The 22,504-nt window shown below is 44.4% G+C and carries 20 protein-coding genes; 4 read left to right on the top strand and 16 right to left on the bottom strand.

Annotated elements, in window-relative coordinates:
* Positions 1–54: 54 nt before the first annotated feature.
* The 3 genes from ilvM to HRU23_06600 all read right to left on the bottom strand — a co-directional run bounded on the left by ilvM (position 55) and on the right by HRU23_06600 (position 3,549).
* Positions 55–306, bottom strand: coding sequence for an acetolactate synthase 2 small subunit (ilvM, locus tag HRU23_06590; GenBank protein NRA53796.1), 252 nt, complete (start codon positions 304–306; stop codon positions 55–57).
* A complete protein-coding gene (locus HRU23_06595) occupies positions 307–1,950 on the bottom strand; it encodes an acetolactate synthase 2 catalytic subunit (GenBank protein ID NRA53797.1) in 1,644 nt (547 codons plus the stop codon).
* A gap of 522 nt (positions 1,951–2,472) precedes the next feature.
* Complete coding sequence (locus tag HRU23_06600) at positions 2,473–3,549, bottom strand: patatin-like phospholipase family protein (GenBank protein NRA53798.1); 1,077 nt, start codon at positions 3,547–3,549, stop codon at positions 2,473–2,475.
* Positions 3,550–3,674: 125 nt separating this feature from the next.
* On the opposite strand from HRU23_06600, the gene HRU23_06605 reads away from it, so the two are divergent.
* A complete protein-coding gene (locus HRU23_06605; GenBank protein ID NRA53799.1) occupies positions 3,675–5,192 on the top strand; it encodes a YifB family Mg chelatase-like AAA ATPase in 1,518 nt (505 codons plus the stop codon).
* A 34-nt stretch (positions 5,193–5,226) separates the two neighbouring features.
* Here the strand turns inward: HRU23_06605 and HRU23_06610 are convergent, their stop codons facing one another.
* Both HRU23_06610 and HRU23_06615 read right to left on the bottom strand, forming a co-directional pair.
* The gene (locus HRU23_06610; GenBank protein ID NRA53800.1) at positions 5,227–6,111 is read right to left on the bottom strand and encodes a hypothetical protein; all 885 of its coding nucleotides are present in this window, start codon (positions 6,109–6,111) and stop codon (positions 5,227–5,229) included.
* 113 nt (positions 6,112–6,224) lie between these two features.
* On the bottom strand, positions 6,225–7,136 hold the full coding sequence (locus HRU23_06615; GenBank protein NRA53801.1) for a hypothetical protein: 912 nt from the start codon (positions 7,134–7,136) through the stop codon (positions 6,225–6,227).
* 519 nt (positions 7,137–7,655) lie between these two features.
* On the opposite strand from HRU23_06615, the gene HRU23_06620 reads away from it, so the two are divergent.
* From HRU23_06620 to HRU23_06630, 3 genes are all read left to right on the top strand, one after another.
* Positions 7,656–8,945: a dicarboxylate/amino acid:cation symporter gene (locus HRU23_06620; protein NRA53802.1), complete on the top strand. Its 1,290-nt coding sequence runs from the start codon at positions 7,656–7,658 to the stop codon at positions 8,943–8,945.
* A 257-nt stretch (positions 8,946–9,202) separates the two neighbouring features.
* Complete coding sequence (locus HRU23_06625) at positions 9,203–10,867, top strand: transporter substrate-binding domain-containing protein (GenBank protein ID NRA53803.1); 1,665 nt, start codon at positions 9,203–9,205, stop codon at positions 10,865–10,867.
* Positions 10,868–10,869: 2 nt separating this feature from the next.
* A complete protein-coding gene (locus HRU23_06630) occupies positions 10,870–12,285 on the top strand; it encodes a sigma-54-dependent Fis family transcriptional regulator (GenBank protein ID NRA53804.1) in 1,416 nt (471 codons plus the stop codon).
* 63 nt (positions 12,286–12,348) lie between these two features.
* Here HRU23_06630 and hemB read toward each other — a convergent pair whose 3' ends face one another.
* The 11 genes from hemB to HRU23_06685 all read right to left on the bottom strand — a co-directional run bounded on the left by hemB (position 12,349) and on the right by HRU23_06685 (position 22,492).
* Positions 12,349–13,428 carry a porphobilinogen synthase gene (gene hemB, locus HRU23_06635; GenBank protein NRA53805.1) on the bottom strand — a complete coding sequence of 360 codons (1,080 nt, stop codon included), beginning with the start codon at positions 13,426–13,428 and terminating at the stop codon, positions 12,349–12,351.
* Positions 13,379–14,839, bottom strand: coding sequence for a diguanylate cyclase (locus HRU23_06640; GenBank protein ID NRA53806.1), 1,461 nt, complete (start codon positions 14,837–14,839; stop codon positions 13,379–13,381). The genes hemB and HRU23_06640 overlap by 50 nt, the downstream gene beginning before the upstream one ends.
* A 13-nt stretch (positions 14,840–14,852) precedes the next feature.
* Entirely contained in the window at positions 14,853–15,650 is a 798-nt protein-coding gene (locus HRU23_06645; GenBank protein ID NRA53807.1) for a TatD family hydrolase, read from the bottom strand.
* Between the two features lie 19 nt (positions 15,651–15,669).
* Entirely contained in the window at positions 15,670–16,422 is a 753-nt protein-coding gene (gene tatC, locus HRU23_06650; protein NRA53808.1) for a twin-arginine translocase subunit TatC, read from the bottom strand.
* Positions 16,423–16,424: 2 nt separating this feature from the next.
* Positions 16,425–16,778 carry a Sec-independent protein translocase subunit TatB gene (gene tatB / locus HRU23_06655; GenBank protein ID NRA53809.1) on the bottom strand — a complete coding sequence of 118 codons (354 nt, stop codon included), beginning with the start codon at positions 16,776–16,778 and terminating at the stop codon, positions 16,425–16,427.
* Positions 16,779–16,784: 6 nt separating this feature from the next.
* Positions 16,785–17,012 carry a twin-arginine translocase TatA/TatE family subunit gene (tatA, locus tag HRU23_06660; GenBank protein NRA53810.1) on the bottom strand — a complete coding sequence of 76 codons (228 nt, stop codon included), beginning with the start codon at positions 17,010–17,012 and terminating at the stop codon, positions 16,785–16,787.
* A gap of 56 nt (positions 17,013–17,068) precedes the next feature.
* The gene (gene ubiB, locus HRU23_06665) at positions 17,069–18,715 is read right to left on the bottom strand and encodes a ubiquinone biosynthesis regulatory protein kinase UbiB (GenBank protein NRA53811.1); all 1,647 of its coding nucleotides are present in this window, start codon (positions 18,713–18,715) and stop codon (positions 17,069–17,071) included.
* 7 nt (positions 18,716–18,722) lie between these two features.
* Positions 18,723–19,325, bottom strand: a complete 603-nt coding sequence (locus HRU23_06670; protein NRA53812.1) for an SCP2 sterol-binding domain-containing protein — start codon at positions 19,323–19,325, stop codon at positions 18,723–18,725.
* A 27-nt stretch (positions 19,326–19,352) separates the two neighbouring features.
* The gene (ubiE, locus tag HRU23_06675) at positions 19,353–20,108 is read right to left on the bottom strand and encodes a bifunctional demethylmenaquinone methyltransferase/2-methoxy-6-polyprenyl-1,4-benzoquinol methylase UbiE (protein ID NRA53813.1); all 756 of its coding nucleotides are present in this window, start codon (positions 20,106–20,108) and stop codon (positions 19,353–19,355) included.
* A gap of 384 nt (positions 20,109–20,492) precedes the next feature.
* A complete protein-coding gene (locus tag HRU23_06680) occupies positions 20,493–21,698 on the bottom strand; it encodes a hypothetical protein (protein NRA53814.1) in 1,206 nt (401 codons plus the stop codon).
* On the bottom strand, positions 21,698–22,492 hold the full coding sequence (locus tag HRU23_06685; GenBank protein ID NRA53815.1) for an outer membrane lipoprotein-sorting protein: 795 nt from the start codon (positions 22,490–22,492) through the stop codon (positions 21,698–21,700). Before HRU23_06685 ends, HRU23_06680 begins: the two co-directional genes overlap by 1 nt.
* Between the last annotated feature and the right edge of the window lie 12 nt (positions 22,493–22,504).

Consider the following 22,504-nt stretch of genomic DNA (forward strand, 5'->3'; position numbering starts at 1 on the left):
TATATTCCTTATTATTATTTATTGGCCAGCGTCGAGCATTAAAAATGCTAAACGCTAAGCACGTTTCTCTTGAGTAACTTCCGTCAGGTGGGTAACCTGAGTCACATCGATTAATTTCTCTAATTGATTTATCAGCAAATGAATCGGTCTGATACTCGACACCGAAAACTCCAAGGTCGCAGACTCACTTTGCCAATTGAGTAACTCTACCTTAAAGCCGCGATGACGTGCTACTCGCAAGACCCGTTCAAGCACCTCTGGACTGTTATTTAGGACAAGCTTTAAGGTGTTATTTTGTAAACTCATTTATACACTCTCCATCATATCAGCGTTAGAAGCGCCCGGTGGCACTAAGGGCCAAACATTGTCTGCTTCGTGAATACGTACGTGCAGCAAGTAAGCACCATCGCTATTAAGCATTTCATTCAGGGCTGACTGCACTTCACTTTGTTGGGTGATGCACTTGGCTTCAATATCGAAAGCTTTGGCTAAGGCAACAAAGTCTGGATTATCAGTTAATATTGTTTCACTGTAACGCTCTTCAAAAAATAGCTGCTGCCATTGACGCACCATACCTAAGCGTTGGTTGTCGATTAATACAATTTTGACATTAAGCTTCTCGCGTTTGATTGTGCCCAGTTCTTGAACATTCATCATAAACGAGCCATCGCCCGACACGACTACTACCGGATCATTCGGCCGCGCATGACGTGCGCCGATGCCAGCTGGCAAACCAAAACCCATCGTGCCTAAACCAGCACTCGACAAGTGGTTTTCAGGGCGAGTAAAGCGCATGTGCTGAGCCACCCACATTTGGTGCTGACCAACATCACAGGTAACAATGGCATTATTAGGCAGTTTGTCAGACAACTGGCGCAGTAATTGTGGCGCGTAAATGGTGACATAAGGAGCGTTATAACTGGTGCCAAATTCTTGCTTTAGATCCCAGCATTTACGCTGCCAGTCTTTTATTTCTAACGACACGGCCAATTGTGGCAATACTTTGACTAAGTCGGCGCAAATCGAAATATCACAGGCGCGAATTTTACCGATTTCAGCCGGATCGATATCTAAATGTAATACTTTAGCGCCTTGAGCGAAGGTCGCTACGTGACCCGTTACTCGGTCGTCAAAACGTGCACCAACTACCACCAATAAATCACAATCGTGAACCGACAAGTTAGCTGCTCGATTGCCGTGCATGCCCAACATGCCTAACGCGTAATGCGAAGTGGTTGGCACGGCGCCAATACCTTTAAGGGTTGTAACCGATGGTATGCCTGTTACTTCGATAAATTTTTGCAGTTGGTCCACCGCATTGGCCATGCCAACACCGCCACCAACATATAAAATGGGGCGCTGTGCTTGTTGCAGTAACTCAATTGCGGCGGTTAAATCAGCGGTTTCGGCAGGTTCAATCGCGTCAATTTGTGAAATTTCAAGCTCTGCTTCAATGTCAGCAAGTTGAATATCTTTAGGGATATCAATTAATACTGGGCCAGGGCGACCAGATTTCGCAATGGTGAAAGCTTGTTTTAGCACCCTGGCTAAATCTTCTTTGCGCGTTACCATAAAGCTGTGTTTAGTACATGACAGCGATAAACCTAAAACATCAATCTCTTGAAAAGCATCGGTACCAATAACCGCGGTGCTAACTTGGCCAGTAATCGCCACAATTGGCACCGAATCCATGTAGGCATCAGCCAGTGCGGTGACTAAATTGGTGGCGCCAGGGCCAGAGGTAGCAATACAGACACCAACTTTGTTGCTAGAGCGTGCGTAACCAACGGCTGAAAATGCAGCACCTTGCTCGTGTCGACATAAGACATGTTTAAGGCCTGCATCATAAAGGGCATCGTAAACCGGCATAATGGCACCGCCGGGGTATCCGAAAACCGTGTCGATACCTTCTAACTTTAAGTATTTTACTAGTAAATCTGCGCCGCGCATGGTTGTTACCTGTGGTTGTGTTAGTTGTGTTACTGCCATTTTAATAAACCCTGTGCTAACTAAATCCTAAAAAAAAACCCCCGGTATGTTGGCCGGGGGTTTTTTCTGCTTGCTGTTTGGTTAGTTAAGCAATAGTCCCCGACGCTGTGGTTTAATGACCACGACGTTAATAATGTTAATAATCAGGACTAGAGTCTGTGTAAACAGCGGCATGAATTCTTCTCAATACTTGTTGCTGACTTGTTATCAGCATTCTTAGCTCATGTTGTATCACGGTCAAATTTCAAAAACAATACTCAATGCTAAGTAATGGTAAAATAACTAAGCCATCAAACAACAGTAATTTTGATAAATTATATAAAACAATTAGATAAACTGTCAGTTAGACCTTTGGCTATTTTCGACGGGTAACGACTCACTAATACTAGTTTTAGATGCTGACTCAGTATGTTTGGCGGATGTTATTTTTTATAAATGAATCGGCTGTCCTAAAATTAATTTCGTGGTGATGCTTCCCCTATTTTAACCTGCGGCAAAATTTATTGGTTTTATCAAATTAAGATCTGGCTGTTTGAGCCACTGGTCGAAGTCTTGAGCTAGCAGCTCACTTAATTGTAATACTTGTTGCCAATAAGCAGTTCTGGCGCTGTTGCTCAAATTTTTGAAATCGTTGCGGTCGGGAATTTTTTGGTAAGGTAGCAGGTCAATAAAAGCCTGAGTTGGAGCCAGCATCACCACGTTATCATAGCTGGCTGCATGAGGCATGCGCTTGAGGCTTTTATCGAACCAGCCACTTTTGGGGGCGGAATTAAAGTGCGGATACAGCACCAAAGGTGGTTGCTTGCCTTTGGGCACAATAGCAAAGTCAAAATGATAATCAATAATGCCACCGTCGCGATAGGTACCCGCAGGCACGCCCGCGATATTTGTGACGCCACTCATTAATAGCGGAATAGCACCTGATGCATATAAAGCATCGCGCAAGTTGTGCTGAGACAGTTTAACCATCTGCGTTGGTATAGCAGTGGGATCATCAAGAGTAAAAGCGTTAAGGTCATTAGTAAAAATATAGCGATGATATTGCTGAGCTAAAAATCGACGATTAATTCTATTGGCTAAGTAACTGCGTGATAAACCTGCAAGTTGCACTATTTTGGATTCGCTAGCCACTAATCCTTTGGATTGGGCCACGATAAAATTCGCTTTAATCACCGGGTTATTGATAATTTCATCAACACCATTGGCTGCTAACAAGTTATCGAGCATCTGGTAGGTAGAATCTCGTATATCGGCAGTGCTGGCATTGGCGGCGTAATTGATGTTGGCGTAATAATTGGCAAAGCGTGCGATTGCTGCCACGGGATCTTGCTGTGCCAGTGCTGCAAACCGAAAAGCGCCAGCTGATGACCCGATTAAATGGAGTGGGGTTTGGCGGTGAGTAAAAAACTGGCCAAACATATAACGGTCAAGACCATATAAGCAAAACCATTTCGGGCCGCCACTAGCGCCCAAAAAATGGGTAAATAACTGTTGCTTAAAGCCATGCTGCTGCAGCTGAGATAATGCGGATTTCCCCGCCAAAATTTGTAAATGTTTCATTAAAACAGTCTACTACGTCGTAGTGGCAGTGGCTATTAATAGGTTCGATGATTGTTTAATCATTGACGAATGCGCGCAGGGTCAAATGTTCATCTATCCTTATAGATTCAGATTAAGGATTATTTATGTCATTGGCCATTGTTTATAGCCGGGCTAAGGTTGGAGTATCGGCCCCGTTAGTCACCGTTGAAGTGCATTTAAGTAATGGTCTGCCAGGTTTTGCTATTGTTGGCTTGCCCGAGGCTTCGGTTAAAGAATCACGCGAGCGGGTACGCAGTGCGATTATCAATTCTGGTTTTGAATTTCCGAGTAAAAAAATCATTGTTAATCTAGCGCCTGCTGATTTACCCAAAGAAGGTGGCCGTTTTGACTTGGCGATTGCGATTGGAATTTTGGCCGCATCAGAGCAGGTACCAGCTCAGCAGCTTAGCGATTACGAACTATATGGCGAACTGGCGTTATCAGGAGAGCTAAGAGGGGTAATTGGGGTACTGCCCGCCGTCATGGCCTGCTTGGCCGCAAAGCGATTAGCTATTGTCGCGCAGGCTAATCAAAACGAATTGGCGTTACTTAATAATGAAAATCATGGTGTGGCAGCCAAGTTATTAGACGTTTGTGCTTTTTTACATGGCCAAACAACCTTGGCTATTGCGCAACCTGCTAGCGAAAGTAGGGTTTTATTAGCCGTCACCGATATGCAAGATGTTATTGGTCAGTCTCATGCTAAAAGAGCATTAGAAATTGCCGCTGCAGGTGGTCATAACCTACTTTTTATGGGACCTCAGGGCACGGGAAAAACCATGCTTGCTAGCCGTTTATGTACTATTTTACCACCATTAACTGTTGAGCATGGGCTGGAAGTGGCAGCGGTTCATTCAACTTGCGGGCTCGAACTTTTATTAAAGGACTGGCTAACCCCACCATTTCGCAGCCCCCATCACTCCAGTTCGGCGGTGGCTTTGGTGGGTGGCGGCAGCAATCCGCGTCCTGGTGATATTTCATTAGCACATCGTGGCGTGTTGTTTCTTGATGAATTAACCGAGTTTGAGCGCCGGGTGCTTGATTCGTTACGAGAGCCGCTAGAGTCTGGCGAGATTGTTATTTCACGCGCGGCCGGCAAAGTTACCTTTCCGGCTAACTTTCAGCTGGTGGCAGCGCTGAACCCTAGTCCTTGTGGCGAAGTAGGGGAGCATAGTCGCAGCACCTCGGAACAAATCTTAAAATATCTCAATAAATTATCGGGACCCTTTCTTGATCGTTTTGATTTAACGATTGATGTGCCCAGATTACCCACGGGCAGTATGTCGCAATCGCCCTTGTTAGGTGAGCCAAGCGCTGTTATCGCTAAGCGAGTTGCAAACGCACGGCAGCTGATGCTACAACGCGATGGAAAAATGAGTTCTTTGTTAACGTCCAAAGAAGTTGCGGTTAGTTGTAAGTTGGCAGTCGAGGATTATCATTTTTTAGATCAGGCGATTGAGCAGCTTAATTTATCGATGCGCGCTTATCATCGTATTTTAAAAGTGGCTCGAACCTTGGCTGACTTACAAGGAGTTATAGATATAAACCGCTCGCATTTAGCTGAAGCTCTGGGTTATCGTGCGATGGACCGATTACTTAATTCTCTAAAACGAAAGTTTTAAACTGATGGGGCAGTACTACATCTAGGAGCTGTTATTACGGCTGGGTGATGGCTTGATACTTTTTCTCTTCCCCAACGACATACCATAATGATTTTCTCGCTAATATTGATTTTGATTGGACACTTAACAGTGGGTTTTTCAGCGTAATTAACGTGCGTTGTGACATTTTAGACAGTTGCAGTGCCTGCTTAATGCTTGGGTGATTATAAAGATGCAAATCAAAAGAACCATCCTCAATCGCTAACAGCAAACCTTGTTCTACTCGTTCTTTCAGTGCTTTATTGCTCGAATTAAAGAAAAAGTAGATTGGCGACGGATATTGCAGCAGCAAAGTTTGCTCAACCATTAAGTTGTCTGGCGCAATGGTCGCAACCTCTTGCCATGCTTCATTAATGCCACGGGGAAAATAATCGAAACGTCGCAGTGATAACATCCCAAACAGCCCTAAGTAAGATGAACCGCTATAAGAGGTTAAGTTATTGTGGCGTAATATCTTTAAATCAGGCCAATCATGTCCTTGTCCTGCCGATAACAAGCGTAGCTGGTCGATGTTTTTAATCGCGGCAAAACGCGCCTGATCTCGCTTATTGATAATGAAAATTCGATGGCTGAGCAAACCCTTTAGCAGCGGAATTCGGATCGGCGCCAGCATTTTTTCACGCTCAATTGAGGTGACGCTCCAAATTATATCAAGAGCCTGTTTCTGGAGTTCGACTATGGTTCGGCCTTGTTGCATTGACTGCTGATGTACCTGCAATTGATAGGGGCCATGGGTTGGTATGGTTTTATCGAGTGTTAAGCTTAATAAAGATAAAAAATATTGGGTGCGTAAATCTTGTGCTGATACTGGCGCTTTGTGGCGCACAATTAAGGTTTTGCCGAAAATAGGACCACTGCCCCCCAATAAGGTAATTATCATAATTACGCGAGTAAAAATTTTTATCATTAACTGAATATAGCAGGTAATTAAGGAGTGGGTGGTAATGTTACTCGATGATATTGGGTATTTATAGCTAGTTTTTTTCTCGGGCATTATCGCTCAGAAATGGCCTGATACGTTCTTTCTTCACCAATGACATACCATAATGATTTGTTGGCTAATATTGATTTTGATTGGGCACTTAACAGTGGGTTTGTCAGTGCAATTAATTTGCGTTGTGACATCTTCGATAGTTGCAATGCCTGCTTAATACTGGGGTGACTATAAAGGTGTTGATCAAAAGAACCGTCCTTAATCGCTAGCAGCAAACCTTGTTCTACTCGCTGTTTCAGTGCTGTATTACTCGGATTAAAGAAAAAGTAAATTGGTGACGGATATTGCAGCAGCAAAGTTTGTTCCACCATTAAGTTGTCTGACGCAATGGTAGCAACCTCTTGCCATGCTTCATTAATGCCACGGGGAAAATAATCGAAACGTCGCAGTGACAACATCCCAAACAGCCCCAAGTAAGATGAGCTACTAAAAGTGGGTAAGTTATTGTGGCGTAAGATCTTTAAATCAGGCCAATCATGTCCTTGTCCGGCCGATAACAAGCGTAACTGGTCGATGTTTTTAATCGCGGCAAAACGCGCCTGATCTTGCTTATTGATAATGAAAATTCGATGACTGAGCAAGCCCTTTAACAACGGGATTAGGATCGGCACGAGTTGCTTTTCACGTTCAATCGAGGTGACCGTCCACATAATGTCGAGCGCCTGCTTTTGCAGTTCGACTATGGTTCTGCCTTGTTGCATTGGCAGGTGATGTGCCAACAGCTGATAAGGGCCATGAGTCGCGATGGTTTTATCTAGTGCTAAGGTCAATATGGCTAAGTAATATCGGTTACGTACATCTTGCGCCGATTCTGGCGGAACGTGGCGCACGATTAATGTTTGCGCGGCAACAGGATTGGGGAAAAATAATTGTAAAACCATCGGTATTACGACAAAAATAAATTTTATCACTCATAGCACCTAGCTTGAAAATTCTTATTAAATATAGCAGTAAATAAATATATTAACTTAACGCCAAAGCCACGTTATCGGGATCTTGCGAGATAACTGCTGGAGCATATATCAAGTATCAATACCCTCGTCAGTCGTATAACAAAAGTTATATAAATAACTTTTGTTATAACAGCATCTAATGTTGGCTCAATGTTGCGCCATTGCGGTGTTTTTGTATTTTATTGTTGCGAGCGAGGGCTGTTGAGTCATTAATTATTACTAAAGTTATAACCTTAGATAATCTGCGGTAAGTCAATTAAATCTATTAAATTCAATTCGATAGGTCAGTTTGTTTCTTTGGTCTAATTTTTGCAGTTATAACGAGTCCGTTGTTGCTGCCGAGCCATTATCGCTGGTGGTTTCTTACAACGCGTTAGCACTTGCCAATTGGCTAGTTGATAAATTTTGTTTCATCCAAGTCCCTTAACAAGAACTGGATGAACCCATAACAATAAAAATAGAATTAAGGAAATAGATATGTCTAACTCCACTGCTCAAGCGGTTGTGGCTCCTAAAGGGATGCCGCTGTGGACAAAAATTTTTATCGGGATGATCCTTGGTATTTTGGCTGGCGGCCTACTGGGCGAACAGGCTGAATACATTAAGCCGATTGGCACGATGTTTATCAGCGCGATTAAAATGTTGATTGTGCCATTGGTTTTTTGTTCGCTGGTGGTTGGTGTTACATCAATGAAAGATGCTAACCAAATGGGACGTATTGGCATCAAGTCGATGGTTATTTATCTAACCACAACTGCTGTAGCCATTAGCATCGGTCTTGGCTTAGGCATTGTGTTTGAGCCTGGTGCGGCACTCGAAATGGTGGCGACTAAAGCGAACGAAGTAAAATCTGCGCCGAGTCTGATCGACACCATTGTGGCGCTAATTCCTAAAAACCCAATTGGCGCATTAGCCGCGGGTAACATTTTGCAAATTATTGTATTTGCGCTAGGGCTTGGCATTGCGCTTAATCTTGCTGGTGAAAAAGCCAAGCCGGTTATTGCTGTGTTTGAAGGTTTTGCCGAAGCGATGTACAAGTTAACTGAATTAGTGATGAAGTTTGCTCCGTATGGTGTGTTTGCCCTAATGGCATGGGTGGCAGGCAAATACGGAATGGACGTTTTATTACCGTTAATTAAGGTGATTGTTTTAGTTTATGTTGGCTGCATCATTCACGTATTATTCATTGGTGGCGGCCTTGTAGGTTTGGTTGCTAAGTTAAATCCACAGCGCTTCTTTAAAGGTATTCTTAACGCCCAAATTGTTGCGTTTACTACTACAAGCAGCGCCGGTACTTTACCCGTTAGCATGCGATGTGCGACTGAAAACCTTGGCATATCACGCAGTATTTCTAGCTTTGTTTTGCCAATGGGCGCAACCATTAACATGGACGGAACGGCGTTATACCAAGGGGTGTTGGCACTCTTTGTTGCCCAAGCCTTTGGCATTGATTTATCAATGACTGACTATTTGACAATAATAGCGACAGCAACACTCGCGTCAATTGGTACTGCAGGTGTGCCGGGTGCTGGACTCATTATGTTATCACTCGTATTAACAACGGTTGGTTTGCCACTAGAAGGCATTGCATTAGTTGCGGGCATTGACCGCATTTTAGATATGGCGCGTACCACAGTGAATGTTACTGGCGATTTAATGGTTAGCCTATTGATTGGCAAAAGTGAAGGTGAGTTAAACCAGCAGATTTATAATGGTGAGCAAGCGTATCAAGCACCAGAACAAGAAGTAGCGGCTAAAATCGTTTAACCATTTAGCTAATATTGGTCGTTAAACCAATGGCATTAAATTTATGTTGATATCGTGCGGCCGAAGTTTTCTTCGTGCCGCCGTTTTTTTATCCAGAACTCAGGCTAACTCAATAATACCTACCTTGCGACATTCACAGAAACTCACCTGAAAAGCTTGCAACCCTGCAATATCAAGTCGTTTGAGTATATAATGACAGCCAGTTAAAAATTTGTGAGTACTCAGTGAAAGGTCTAAATAGTTTGCTAGCATTGTGGTTGTTAATGCTAGGTATGAGTGTTCTCTCTAATGGTGCTTTTGCGGCCGGTGACGTTTACCAATCACAAGTAAACCAAGTCATTATCGTCGGTGGTGATTACAACTATCCCCCATTTGAATTTATTGATAAAAATGGAGAACCCGCTGGTTATAATGTCGACTTAACCAAAGCAATTGCTTCGGTGATGGGAGTCAGCATTGAAATCCGTTTAGGTTTATGGGGCGAAACACGCAGCAGTTTTGACCGCGGCGAAATTGATATTCTGCAGGGCATTATTACCACAGACCAGCGCCAGAAAAACTATAGCTTTGGCCCAGTACACTCTTCGATTTACCAATCCTTATTCGGGCGCGTTGACGGCCCTGAATTTGAGTCTTTTGAACGACTACGTGGCAGTGAAATTATCGTGCAGCGTGATGGTTTAATGCATGAGTTATTACGGCGATTAGATCTCGATTTACAGCTTATTTTAGTGGATACCCATGCCGATGCTTTGCGCTTGTTATCGTCGGGCAAGCATGACTTTGCTGCTGGTGCTAACTTGCCGGGACTTTATTTGACCAAAGAACTTGGCTTGTCAAATCTTGAAACGGTTCATAGCCGATTTGATCCACAGCCCTATGGTTATGCCGTGCTCAAGGGCAATGAGCTGCTGTTGGAACAATTTACCCAAGGCATGGCTATTTTAAAAAATACCGGCCGTCAGCAACAAATTTACCAGCAATGGTTTGGGGTGCCAGCGGCATTGCCATGGAAAAAAATTGGAGTGATCACTGCATCCATTTCGGTGCTGTTATTATTGATTAGCATTGGTGTGGTCGCTTGGAACAAAGCCCTGCGTAAAAAGGTCGACCAGCGTACGACTGAATTAGCGCAACAACAGTTACAATTATTGCATGCCGATAAAATGGCTTCGTTAGGTGTGTTGGCCTCAGGTGTTGCCCACGAAATTAATAACCCGTGTGGAATTTTGACGTTAAACTTTCCGTTATTGTATGAAGTGTTTGAGCAGTCTGATGAAATATTCGAGTTTTACCACGAACATCATGGTGACTTTAGGTTGGCGGGGCTTGATTACGATCGCCTTAAAACGGTATTGCCAGAAACTCTCACCGATATGCATAATGCCAGTCGGCGGATTAAAGCGATCGTTGACGATTTAACTCACTTTATTAGCAAAGAAGAGTCGAGCATTGAATTTTCCTCCCAGTTAGATCTTAACCAGCTGGTTCAGACTACCGTGCGTCTAATGAGCAAAACAATCGAAAAATCGACCCATCACTTTGATACTTATTATGATCCGATTTTGCCGACCTTTGAGGGCAATGGCCAACGGATTGAGCAAGTTATTGTTAATTTATTGCTTAATGCCTGCCAGGCATTAAGTCAGCCAAGTCAGTCAATTATGATCAAAACTCGCTTCGATCAAATTCAGCAAGCGATTATTTTTACGATCGAAGATACCGGAGTAGGTATTGAACCGGCTAATTTATCACGGGTAACGGATCCCTTTTATACCAGTAAACGTTCACAGGGCGGCACTGGGCTGGGTTTGTCGGTATCTGCCGGCATTGTCCGCGAACACCAAGGCAAGCTCGAATTTCAGTCGACGCTTGATCAAGGCACCCAAGTTTCACTTACCCTACCGCTTAAACAAGGCTAATTATGAGTAAAAGATTGTACCCCTCCTTCAGCATGCTGATTTGCGATGACGAAGCGAGTTTTTTACGGAGCCTGAGCCTGACCATTGAGCGACATTGTGGCGTTAACAATATCATTCAATGTCAGGATAGCCGTGAGGTGCTTGGGCTGTTGGCCACAAACAATGTTGGCATTGTGATCCTTGATCTCAATATGCCGTTTATCTCGGGTGAAGAGCTCTTGACGATAATTATTGAGCAATACCCGCACATTGCGGTCATTATCGTTAGTGGCATTAATCAGGTCACTTCGGCTGTTAATTGCATTAAGTCAGGCGCTTATGATTATTATGTTAAAACCGAAGAGCCAGAGCGCTTAGGCAGTAATATTACGCGGGTGATCCGCTTTCAAGAACTTAAACTCGAAAATCAGGCAATGCGCAATTGCTTGCTCGAGAGCAATAACGTTCAGCACGAGGCATTTGCTAGCATCATCAGCAATGACCATTTAATGCATTCTATTTTTCAATACATTGAATCGATTGCCCACAGTCAGCAACCAATTTTAATTACTGGCGAAAGTGGCGTTGGCAAGGAGCTAATTGCCCGGGCAATCCACATTACCAGTGGTTGCAGCGGCGAGTTGGTGTCGGTTAATGTCGCTGGGCTCGATGATAATCTGTTTGCAGATACCTTGTTTGGTCATAAACGTGGTGCATTTACTGGTGCCGATCGGGCGCGTTCAGGCATGATCGAGCGCGCGTCTGGTGGCACCTTGTTTCTTGATGAAATAGGCGATCTGAGCATGGCGTCGCAGGTGAAATTATTGCGCTTGCTGCAAGAGGGCGAGTACTACCCAGTAGGCAGCGACACGCCTAAACGGATCAATGCCCGAATTATTGCCGCGACCCATCAAAATTTACAACAGAAAAAAGACCGTGGTGAGTTTAGAAACGATCTTTATTATCGACTGAAAATCCATCATGTTGAAATTCCAGCGTTGCGTCAGCGCAAAGGCGATATCCGATTACTGCTCGAGCATTTTTTAGTGCAAGCGGCGCAAGAGTTTACAAAAAATAAGGTGAGCATTCCGCCAGAACTGGCACTATTGCTCGAAAACTACGATTTTCCGGGTAATATTAGGGAGCTGCGCGCAATGACTTTTGACGCGGTGAGTACCCATCAATCGGGGATATTGTCGATGAATGCGTTTAAGAAAGTTATTGACCAATGTCCACCGTTTGAGCAGCTTGCTAGTCAATTGGATCAATCGTTTACCGACTGTAAAGTGTTGCCAACCTTAAAGCAAGCCAGTGAGCTGTTGGTTGAAGAGGCGATGAGCAGGGCCAAGGGCAATCAGTCGCTAGCGGCGCGTTTGCTTGGTATTTCACAACCTGCGTTAAGCAAGCGGCTTAAAAATAGCCGGGCGATAAACAGTTAAGCCTAATTGTAGGCAGTAAAAAGGGGGCTAATGCCCCCGACGTATTAATTAGTAGCTAACAGCTTACTTAGCTTCTTTTAACCACTGGGCTACTTGCTTGGCAAAGTAGGTCAAAATGCCATCGGCGCCGGCGCGTTTAAAGCACAGTAACGACTCCATCACGACGGATTTTTCGTCGAGCCAGCCATTTTGAATCGCGGCTTGGTGCATTGAATATTCACCACTTACTTGATAAGCAAAGGTTGGCACACCAAACTCAGTTTTAACGCGGCGTACTATATCGAGATAAGGCATGCCCGGTTTAACCATAACCATGTCGGCGCCTTCTTCAATGTCGAGGGCAATCTCTTGCATCGCTTCATCGCTGTTGGCAGGATCCATTTGGTAGGTCTTCTTGTCGCCACCTTTGAGGTTGTTGGCCGAGCCAACAGCGTCACGGAATGGGCCGTAATAGCTAGAAGCATACTTGGCTGAATAGGCCATGATTTGGGTATGAATATAACCGTGCTCTTCTAACGCCGCGCGGATGGCGCCAATGCGGCCATCCATCATGTCAGATGGTGCAACCACGTCAGCGCCTGCTTTGGCGTGCGACAGTGCTTGCTTGATCAGAATCTCGGTTGTGACGTCATTGATAACATAACCGTTGGCGTCAATAATGCCATCTTGACCATGGACAGTGAATGGGTCTAATGCAACATCGGTAATCACACCTAACTCAGGAAATGACTGCTTTAACGCGCGCACGGCTTTTTGAGCCAGACCGTCATCGTTATAAGCTTCTTCGGCGTCTAGCGATTTTAAGCCACTTGGCGTGACTGGAAATAGCGCAATGGCCGGAATACCTAAGTCGACTAACTCTTGGGCTTCTTTTATCAGTAAATCGATAGACAAGCGCGCAACGCCAGGCATTGATTCGACTTCTTCGCGGCGATTTTTTCCTTCAACAATAAACATCGGGTAAATTAAATCGTTAACGGTGACATTATTTTCTGCCATTAAGCGTCGGCTAAAATCGTGTTTGCGCATACGGCGCATTCGGCGGCTAGGAAAAGCTCCGGCTAAGTTACTCAATGGTAAACTCCTTAATGTGTTAATTATTGTCGATAGACTCGGCAATAGCGACTTGATTTCGCCCCGCATTTTTTGCCTGATAAAGCGCCTTGTCGGCTGCGGCAAGTAGCGCATCAGGGTGTAATGTCGGGGCGACGATAGTGGTTGATACGCCAATGCTTACCGTGATCTCAAGTTGATTTGAGTCGGCGGCTATTGGCGTCGCGGCAATTTCTTGGCAAATGGCTTGGGCAACTTTTTCTGCGCCTAAGCTATCGGTATTTGGCAGCAGTACGGCAAACTCTTCGCCGCCATAACGGCAGACATTATCACTCGGGCGCTTAAGCACTCGGGTCGCCCGGAGGCAAATCTCAATCAATACTTGGTCACCAGCTATGTGGCCGTAATTATCATTTACGCGTTTAAAATGATCGGCGTCTAACAATAACAAGCTTAACGGGGTTTGCTGGCGCCTGCTTAGCAACTGTTCTGCAGCGTAACGCAGATTAAAAAACTTGCGGTTTTTGACCCCCGTTAAAGCATCTATAGTCGACTGCTCTTCAAGGCGTCTGTTGGTTTCTTGCAGCTCGCGCAAGGTCATATTGAGTTCGAATGTTCGCTCTGATACCACGGCTTCAAGGTCAAGTTGCAGCGCTTCACTTTGCTGCTGCTCCAAATTTAGTTGCTCAGCTTGAGTCGAGATCGTCGCTTGTGCCTGGCTTTTTGCTGTTAATAAACCTTGGTATTGCTGCGAAAAACGTCGATATGATATCAAGTACAGCGCCAGCAATTGGCCAACTAAGCCCAGTTGAATCATGCTGCTATTTGAAATGCCGGCCGTAACAATGCCATGGTAGTTAAGCAGTGCCATCACTAAGCAACTAAGCAGCCATAACATGCTAAACAGTAGCCCGCAGGCTGGTTTATTTTTGAGATAGGTTAGTTTAAGCAGAAAAGCACTAATAACCACGCCGCTTAGCAATGATATTGCGCCAACAACCAACCAAGCAATGTTGGTGGGTATCAGCAATAATGCCGCGGTTACTAGGAGTAAAGGCCAATTGAGCAAGGTACAAAATAGATAGTTTGGCACTACCGAATCAGACTTTAAGCTATAACGGCTGTGCTGAGCGTACAGATATAACATCAGCGCCGCGCTTGCTGGCAGCCACGTTTGTTGCCATGAGCCTTCAACAATTACTGCTGGTTGCAGCCAGTTAGCGGTCAGTAAAATAACAGCAAGACTGGTTAGGCTGTAGCCGCCAAGGTGGCGGTAACTTGGATCTTTAGTGATAAGAGAACAAAGCAGATAACACAAAGCTGCTAGGGTAATCGCGCCAGCAATTAAACCGCGAGTGAGATCGTGATAAGCAATAGAATCGTTAGTAACAAGCAGCGACTGTTTTATCTCAACGAAAGAGCTGCCCAAGGTATAAATACCTATTACTATCAGCAATACCCAAGGTATTGTTGATGCCCTGTTTACGATATAGCTAATCATCGAACACTCCTTGTTATCGATTAAGTTTAAAAAACTTTTGGGTGGTTGCTAAACAGTTAATGCTTAAGGTAGATAAAGGTTGCTGCCTTGCCTGTGCAATTTCTGCTGCAATATGCGGTAAGTATGCTGGTTCGTTATATTTTGGTTTTGGTTTTTTTTGGAGGTTTCTTGGTAATAAAAATGGCGCGTCAGTTTCAATCATTAAACGATTGTCAGGAATAAGCGCAACAATTTCTTTTAATTCGAGGCCACGGCGCTCATCACAAATCCAGCCGGTAATGCCAATGTGCAAATCTAACGCAATGCAATCAATTAGCTCGGCTTTGGTGCCAGTAAAGCAGTGCAATACCATGTCTTTTAGCAAATGACGATAGCGGCCAACAATCTCAATAAAATCGTCATGGGCATCGCGTTGGTGCATGACCACTGGCAGGTCTAACTCAACCGCTAGTTGCAGCTGGGCTTCAAAAGCCAGCCGTTGTTGTGGCCGTGGTGAAAAATCACGATTATAGTCTAAACCACACTCGCCAAGCGCTACTACTTCTGGCTGCTGGGCAAGTTGGCGTAAGTCTGCGATTGATTGGTCCGAAAAACTGCTGGCGTCATGAGGGTGAATGCCAGCTGTGGCGTACACAACGTTAGGAAAGCGTTGGGCTAATGCCAGCGCTTGTTCACTACCGTCTAGGCTGCAACCAAGTGCTACCATCGCACCAACATCTGCCGCTTGCGCTCTGGCAACTATCTCATCTTGCTTATCTTTAAACTTAGATGACGAGAGGTTGACGGCGATATCAATAAAATCGTTGCTCATTTGCTAGTTACTGCCATTGTTAATCATGAGTCGTTGAGGTTTCGTCATCTTCAGCGTCCAGCTTTGGCTTGCGTAAAGAGGCAACAATTAACCCACACTCAAACAATAACAACATTGGGATCGCCAACATTGATTGCGAGATAATATCGGGTGGGGTTAACAACATGCCAACGACAAAAGCTGCCACAACGATGTAAGGGCGTTTTTTTCGTAATTGAGCTGGCGTTGTCAGTCCAGCCCAACAAATTAACACGATCGCAATCGGAATTTCAAAGGCCAAACCAAAGGCAAAAAATAACTTAAGAATGAAATCTAAATAACTTTGAATGTCAGTTGCTATGGTAACGCCCTCAGGGGCGACACTGGTGAAAAACCCGAAAACGACCGGAAAAACCACATAATAAGCAAAGGCAATGCCGGCATAAAACAATAAGGTGCTCGACAGTAAAAATGGCGCGACTAAGCGTTTTTCATGTTTATACAGCGCCGGCGCGATAAATGACCATATTTGGTGTAATACCACCGGAATAGCGATAAAAAATGACAACATTAACGTCAATTTAAAGGGCGCAAAAAATGATGAGGTTACCCCAGTAGCAATCATTGTTGCACCGTCAGGCAGCTGCTCAAGCAGTGGTTTGGAAATGTAGTGATAAATGTCGTTAGCAAAGGCGACTAAGCAAATAAAAATCACAAAAATACTAAGAACGGACTTAAGCAGGCCGTTCCTTAATTCCATCAGATGGCTAATTAATGGTTGTTGTTGGGGCATAATTAATCTTTGTCTTGTGCGGTGTCAGAATTGACGACTTTGTTACTTGAGCGTTCGTAAGGTCGCGTGACGTCTTGTGCTGCTTGTTGCAATGACTTGATCGACTCGTGCAATTCATCTGGGATCAAATTGGTATTTAAGTCTTTACTGTAGCTTTCTGCTCGTTTCAAATCTGCATGGAGCTTATCAATTTCAAGTTCCTGGGCCAGCTCATCTTTGACATTGCTAGCCATTTTTTTTGCAGTGCGAATCCATTGCGAGACCGATCTTACAGCGACAGGCAGTCGTTCAGGACCAAGCACAATAAGGCCTAACACACCAATAACAATGAGTTCCCATAGTCCAATATCGAACATCTGGTTTTATACCTGCTCTTTGTCTTTGCTTTGTGCCGACTCTTTATTGGCAATAGTTTGAGCCTTTTCTTGCTCTTCTATTACTTTTTTCTCTTCTTCGGACGCCATGGCCTTTTTAAAGCCTTTAACCGACGAACCCAGATCGCTGCCTAGAGTACGAAGCTTTTTAGTGCCAAAAAGTAAGATGATGATGACGGCGACTATTAGAAGCTGCCAAATACCGATGTTGCCCATTACTACTCCAAAAATATCAATTTTAAACAAGTTTGCTGAGATTAAGCTAGTTCAGCTCAATCTGAATACTGGCTTTTATTCCGCCCGCTCAATAGCCACGAACCTACTCCAGCGCCAGCCAAAACCAGAGAGTGCCATGATACGCCATTTTTTAAATAGAAAAGGCTAGCACAGATCAATAATGTGCTACCTATTACCATCCAGCGACTACTTTTATGCTGCGACACCTGATTATTAATCATCAATCGTTGGCTCTGGTGCCATTGTTGCTGGTGGCGTTGGTGTAATTTTAGATTATCATAAATTAGGTCAGGTAGCTCAGGCAATTTTTCGGCCCAAAATGGTGCATTAGCTTTAACCGATTTATAAAAGGCTTTGGGGCCCATTTGCTCTTTCATCCAGCGTTCAAGGAAAGGTTTGGCCGTTTCCCATAAATCGAGCTGTGGATAGAGCTGACGCCCTAATCCTTCAACATAAAGCAGGGTTTTTTGCAGCAATACTAATTGCGGTTGAACTTCCATATTAAAGCGTCTGGCGGTGTTAAATAAGCTGACTAATACATGGCCAAAAGATATTTCAGCTAAGGGTTTAGCAAAAATAGGTTCAAGCACTGCGCGAATAGCGCTTTCAAAGGCGTCGGGATCAGTGTCTGGTGGAACCCAGCCGGAATCAATATGCAGGGTTGCTACCCGGCGGTAATCGCCATTGAAAAAAGCGAGGAAATTCTCAGCTAAATAACGTTGGTCTTCATTGTTAAGCGTGCCAACAATGCCACAATCGATCCCGATGTATTTAGGATTTTCGGGCGTTTCGTACGAGACAAAAACATTGCCGGGGTGCATGTCAGCATGAAAGAATTTATCACGAAAAACTTGGGTGAAAAACACTTCAACGCCACGTTCAGCCAGCAGTTTGAAATTGGTATTTTGAGCTTTTAGCGCCGGGATGTCAGCTACCGGAATACCATAAATACGCTCCATGACGAGCATGTTAGCGTAACTGTGTTCGTTATAAATAAATGGCACGTATAATGACGGTGAACCTTCAAAATTAGCCCGTAGTCGCTGAGTGTTTTGTGCTTCTCGGATCATGTCCAGTTCGTCAAAAATAGTGCGGGTATATTCTTTGACGACTTCAACTGGGCGTAGTCTTTTGCTTATTGGCGCTATTTTTTCAATAACGCGGGCAAAAGTTGCCATCAAATCGGTATCGCTTTTGATGGTTTTAGCAATGTTAGGACGAATCACTTTAATCACGACCGTCTGGCCATTTTGCTTGAGGGTCGCAGCGTGAACTTGGGCAATGGAGGCGCTGGCCATTGGTTGAGCCTCAAAATCATCGAACACCTGATCAATCGGGCAACCTAGGTTATCGCTAATTATTTTTGCCGCTTGTTCTGGGCAAAAAGGCGGAACCTCGTCTTGCAGTTTTCTCAGTTCACCCGCTATCTCGTCACTGAGCAAGTCGCGCCGTGTTGACAACATTTGGCCAAACTTAATGTAGACCGGACCCAAGGCTTCAAGCGCTAAGCGGATCCGCTGGGCTTGAGATTTATCTTGATGGCGATTTTGCAGCCAAAAGAAACAATGACGGCCAAATTTTATAAACCACGGCAGCATGTGCCAAGGAATGAGCTCGTCAAGACCATGCTGTAAAAAAACTTTATTAAGTTGGTAAAAGCGGCGAATGCGCGTGAATTTCATGGCGGTGTTATGACCTTAATGTCGAAATACGTGACTCAAGTTCAATCAAGTCTTGGTTTAAGCAGGCCACCTGATCGCTAAAGTGCACAAATTCAAGCTGGCTTGGTGCAAGTCTGAGTTCTTGAGTAAGATAGTCCGCTGCTTGCTCGTGCGCGGCCGATTTTAGCATTTTGAGCTTGGTGCCGATTTTGTTCAGGTTTTCAATGGTGTGGTACGCAATCACGTCACCGGTATAGTGCGACAGATGTTCGGCCCAATCAATATCGAGTTGAGTCAGTAACTCGGCGAATTGTTGCAATAACTTGATGTCGCCGCTAATAATTAATTGTTCTGACTTAATTAACTCGGTGATCGCGCCATTGTTTTGTAATTGCGCCAGCGCGCTTGCCGCTACCGTGAGTTCGACGTCTAACGGCCCTTCATATTGACTGAGGATTTCGACCCGTTGCTGGTTAAAGAAAAAATACAGCGGTTGGCGATATTCCTGCAACGTGAGCTTAAATGCCTTATTTCTAAGCGGTGCGATTCTGTGGTCGGCACTGGCATCGAGAGTCAGTAACTGATTGATCGTTGTTTCAATAACAGCACAGACTAAACTTGGAAAAGGCATCTTAGCTCCTTGGGCAATGACGGTGATTTAAAACTTATAACCACGGTGTAATGCAACTATACCGCCCGTTAAATTGTAATATTGGGTTTGCTCAAAGCCGGCCGTATCCATCATGGATAGCAGGGTATCTTGATCAGGGTGCATCCGAATTGATTCGGCCAAATATTGATAACTTTCGCTGTCATCAGCAATTAGTTTGCCGATTTTAGGCAGTAGATTGAAACTGTAGATATCATAGGCTTTAGTCAGCAATTGATTGCTTGGTTTAGAAAACTCCAAAATCAACAAGCGGCCGCCTGGCTTTAGTACGCGGTACATTGAGCGCAAAGCTTCGTCTTTATCGGTGACGTTACGTAGGCCAAAGGCAATGGTAATTAAATCGAAGGTGTTATCGGCAAATGGCAGCGCTTGGGCATTGGCTTGCACATATTGAACATTAGACACTACCCCAAGATCGCGTAATTTATCACGGCCTACTTTGAGCATTGAGTCATTAATATCGGCCAGAACTACCTGACCTGTGCTGCCGACAATACGTGAGAATTTGGCGGTTAAATCACCCGTGCCGCCGGCTAAATCTAATACTTTTTGGCCCGGACGCACACCTGAACAATCAATCGCAAAACGTTTCCATAAGCGATGCACACCAAACGACATCACGTCGTTCATGATGTCGTACTTAGCGGCAACCGAGTGAAAAACCTCAGCAACCTTTGATTGCTTTTCGCCGACGTTGACCTCTTTGTAGCCAAAGTGGGTGGTCTCATTTTGGTTATTGCTCATGGTTGAATTCTCATTACTTGAAATAAGCGCTAGTGTACTGCATGGCGCTGGTTAACTAAACACTATTGTCGACAATAGTGTTGTTAATAGTGCCAACGACAAACTGCATCAGCGGTCAAGGTGAATTCGTCGCTGGAATGGCTTTAGAGTTGAGCTCGTACTTTTTGTTGAGCAGGATATGAAGATAAAGTTCCGCGGTGCTGTTGATATAGTATCTAAAAATGGTTGTTGTGCGAGCTTGCTCTGATCAGTACCAGCAGCAATAATAGTAGCGATTACGCAATGAATATTTGACCATTTTAACAGGGCAGGGAACTGGAATGTTGTTATAACAATAGCGGTTACAACAACGTTCCATCATCAACCGCTGATTAAATCTGGCGGTTAAAAATACCAGTCTAACGACAGCTGAGCGTGGTCATCTTGACGAATGCTGTATATTTGATCTGTCGGTTGGTGGCTGCTAAATACTCTTAAATCGATGCTCGCTTTGAAGTTTTCGCCAATTCGACGGCTTGCTTCGAGCAATATTGAGCTGGCGTTATGGTCTAAATCACCGCTTAAGCCAAGCAAAATAGTACTGTCTTGTGCATCATTAAAGGCCAATCGACTGCCTAAAAAAATGTCATTTTGGTAAGCCGCTCCGGCCGTCACTAGGTCGCCTTCCCCTCGTGAGTCCCACGCATGTTCCAGTAGCAAGCCTAAATCAATACTGCTGTCGAAAATGCCGTAATAGCTATATTCAAAACCCGCTTGGCTGGCCCAGTAACTTTGTTGGTCGGTGTGACGATAAATGCTCTCAAACTTCCACAAGAAATCACCCGTGGTTGCCTGAACATCGACGCCTAATTGATCCATCTGTTGGTAATATTGGCGTAAAACTAAACCGTCGCTGCTCGACACCGCGATAAGTTCAGGTTGTCTATTGGTGCCTTTAAACCAATAGGCCCCTAAATCGAACTCGCCTAAGCTATGGGCCCAACGCACGGCGTAATCGACATGGCGCTCTTGATCTTTCGATTGATAAGTTATGTGGTCATTATCTATTGGCAGTGCAGCGCGCAGACGCGCGTTTTGTCCAACAAATTGACGCTCTCTAAAACCTGGCAGAATAAATAAATCGACAATGCCCCAGTCATTAACCAAAGAAAGGTTAATCATTTGTTGGCCGAGCTTGTCTTCGCCATCGATGTCTTCAACAGCATCGGTTTGGTTGATGACATCAACTAAATGTTGAAATTCGGTAACGCCCCAAAACTCTTTACGGATCCCAACTCTAAGCTCCCAGTCATTGCTAGCATGCACATAGGCTAACTCTCTAATATCAAAGTGACTGCGTCGATCATCTTGCGAGTCTAGTCGGTAAAATGGTTTAAAGATCACGCTGTCATCGCCACTGGCACTGCCCCAATAAAATTCGGGTTCGATAATGGCTGATGTTTGAGAGTGGCTCAGCTGAGCTGGGTATAAACCTGTGTGCTGAAAATAGCGTTGCTCGACGCCCACCTTACCCGAAAACTCTAAGTGGTTGGCACAGCTATTTGTTGTTAACAGCAAAGCCGCGGTGAACAACATTGTGGTGTTAGCCATTAACGGGCTCTTTTTAATGAGTTGCGGTTAAAGTCACTGTCGCTGAGTCCGGTTTTAAAGGCATAATTACTCCATTGTAATTCGGTGCTTTTACCGGTTTGATGATTAACCATTATCATGCTGTCAGCGCGCCAGTATTGGGCTAAATACTGCTGATAATTGACATAGTTTAGTGTTTTTAATAACGAGTTTTTTCGATCGTAAAAGTCTATTTTTAGGATCCGAAATTCAAGTTGATCAATCCACACGATGCGTTTGGTATAACCCGAGTTTTCATCTTGCGGGTATTGCTCAACTTTAAAGCTTGCGAGGCCGTTAAGCGATTCGTCGGCCAGATATTTGTAATGGTATTTTTCCACTTCAAATGAGCTAAGATCTTCAAATGAAAACTCTGACCCCATAAAAGGACCAGATTTATTGCGCGAAGAAATTCGTTTAACCCGTTTTAGCGCCGGTAAATACAACCACTGATCGTCGTTGGCTCGAGGGTGAGAAAAACTTAAAAAAGCGGTGCCTTTGACATCACGCGGTTTATTAAAAATCGTCAGGCTTTTATCGCCATCGTTAAGCTGCTCTAATGACTTTATCTTAATGTCACGGATGCTTTCTTGGCCATGTTTATTACGTAAAATCATTAACATGTCAGCGGTAGAGTCGGTCCAGCCCAAATCATTTTTCTTAACTTGTTGTGAAATGGCAAGGCCTTTTTCTTGTGCGGTCTGCGCGGCTGCTAGCGTACTTACTAACGTCAGTGCCGTGGTAATAACTAAGGCGCTAAGTGATTTTTTTAACATTGCAATTCTCCA

The organism is Gammaproteobacteria bacterium (assembly GCA_013214945.1).
Classification (GTDB): domain Bacteria; phylum Pseudomonadota; class Gammaproteobacteria; order Enterobacterales; family Psychrobiaceae; genus Psychrobium.

Bases quoted from the DNA above. Each gene is read 5' to 3' on its own strand.
- hemB (NRA53805.1), bottom strand. From the start codon at position 13,428: ATGCGGGGCGAAATCAAGTCGCTATTGCCGAGTCTATCGACAATAATT.
- ubiB (NRA53811.1), bottom strand. From the start codon at position 18,715: ATGAAATTCACGCGCATTCGCCGCTTTTACCAACTTAATAAAGTTTTT.
- HRU23_06600 (NRA53798.1), bottom strand. From the start codon at position 3,549: ATGAAACATTTACAAATTTTGGCGGGGAAATCCGCATTATCTCAGCTG.
- ilvM (NRA53796.1), bottom strand. From the start codon at position 306: ATGAGTTTACAAAATAACACCTTAAAGCTTGTCCTAAATAACAGTCCA.
- HRU23_06670 (NRA53812.1), bottom strand. From the start codon at position 19,325: ATGCCTTTTCCAAGTTTAGTCTGTGCTGTTATTGAAACAACGATCAAT.
- HRU23_06645 (NRA53807.1), bottom strand. From the start codon at position 15,650: ATGAGCAACGATTTTATTGATATCGCCGTCAACCTCTCGTCATCTAAG.
- HRU23_06610 (NRA53800.1), bottom strand. From the start codon at position 6,111: ATGATAATTACCTTATTGGGGGGCAGTGGTCCTATTTTCGGCAAAACC.
- HRU23_06685 (NRA53815.1), bottom strand. From the start codon at position 22,492: ATGTTAAAAAAATCACTTAGCGCCTTAGTTATTACCACGGCACTGACG.
- HRU23_06620 (NRA53802.1), top strand. From the start codon at position 7,656: ATGTCTAACTCCACTGCTCAAGCGGTTGTGGCTCCTAAAGGGATGCCG.
- tatA (NRA53810.1), bottom strand. From the start codon at position 17,012: ATGGGCAACATCGGTATTTGGCAGCTTCTAATAGTCGCCGTCATCATC.
- tatB (NRA53809.1), bottom strand. From the start codon at position 16,778: ATGTTCGATATTGGACTATGGGAACTCATTGTTATTGGTGTGTTAGGC.
- HRU23_06640 (NRA53806.1), bottom strand. From the start codon at position 14,839: ATGATTAGCTATATCGTAAACAGGGCATCAACAATACCTTGGGTATTG.
- HRU23_06605 (NRA53799.1), top strand. From the start codon at position 3,675: ATGTCATTGGCCATTGTTTATAGCCGGGCTAAGGTTGGAGTATCGGCC.
- HRU23_06630 (NRA53804.1), top strand. From the start codon at position 10,870: ATGAGTAAAAGATTGTACCCCTCCTTCAGCATGCTGATTTGCGATGAC.
- HRU23_06680 (NRA53814.1), bottom strand. From the start codon at position 21,698: ATGGCTAACACCACAATGTTGTTCACCGCGGCTTTGCTGTTAACAACA.
- ubiE (NRA53813.1), bottom strand. From the start codon at position 20,108: ATGAGCAATAACCAAAATGAGACCACCCACTTTGGCTACAAAGAGGTC.
- HRU23_06595 (NRA53797.1), bottom strand. From the start codon at position 1,950: ATGCGCGGCGCAGATTTACTAGTAAAATACTTAAAGTTAGAAGGTATC.
- tatC (NRA53808.1), bottom strand. From the start codon at position 16,422: ATGCCCCAACAACAACCATTAATTAGCCATCTGATGGAATTAAGGAAC.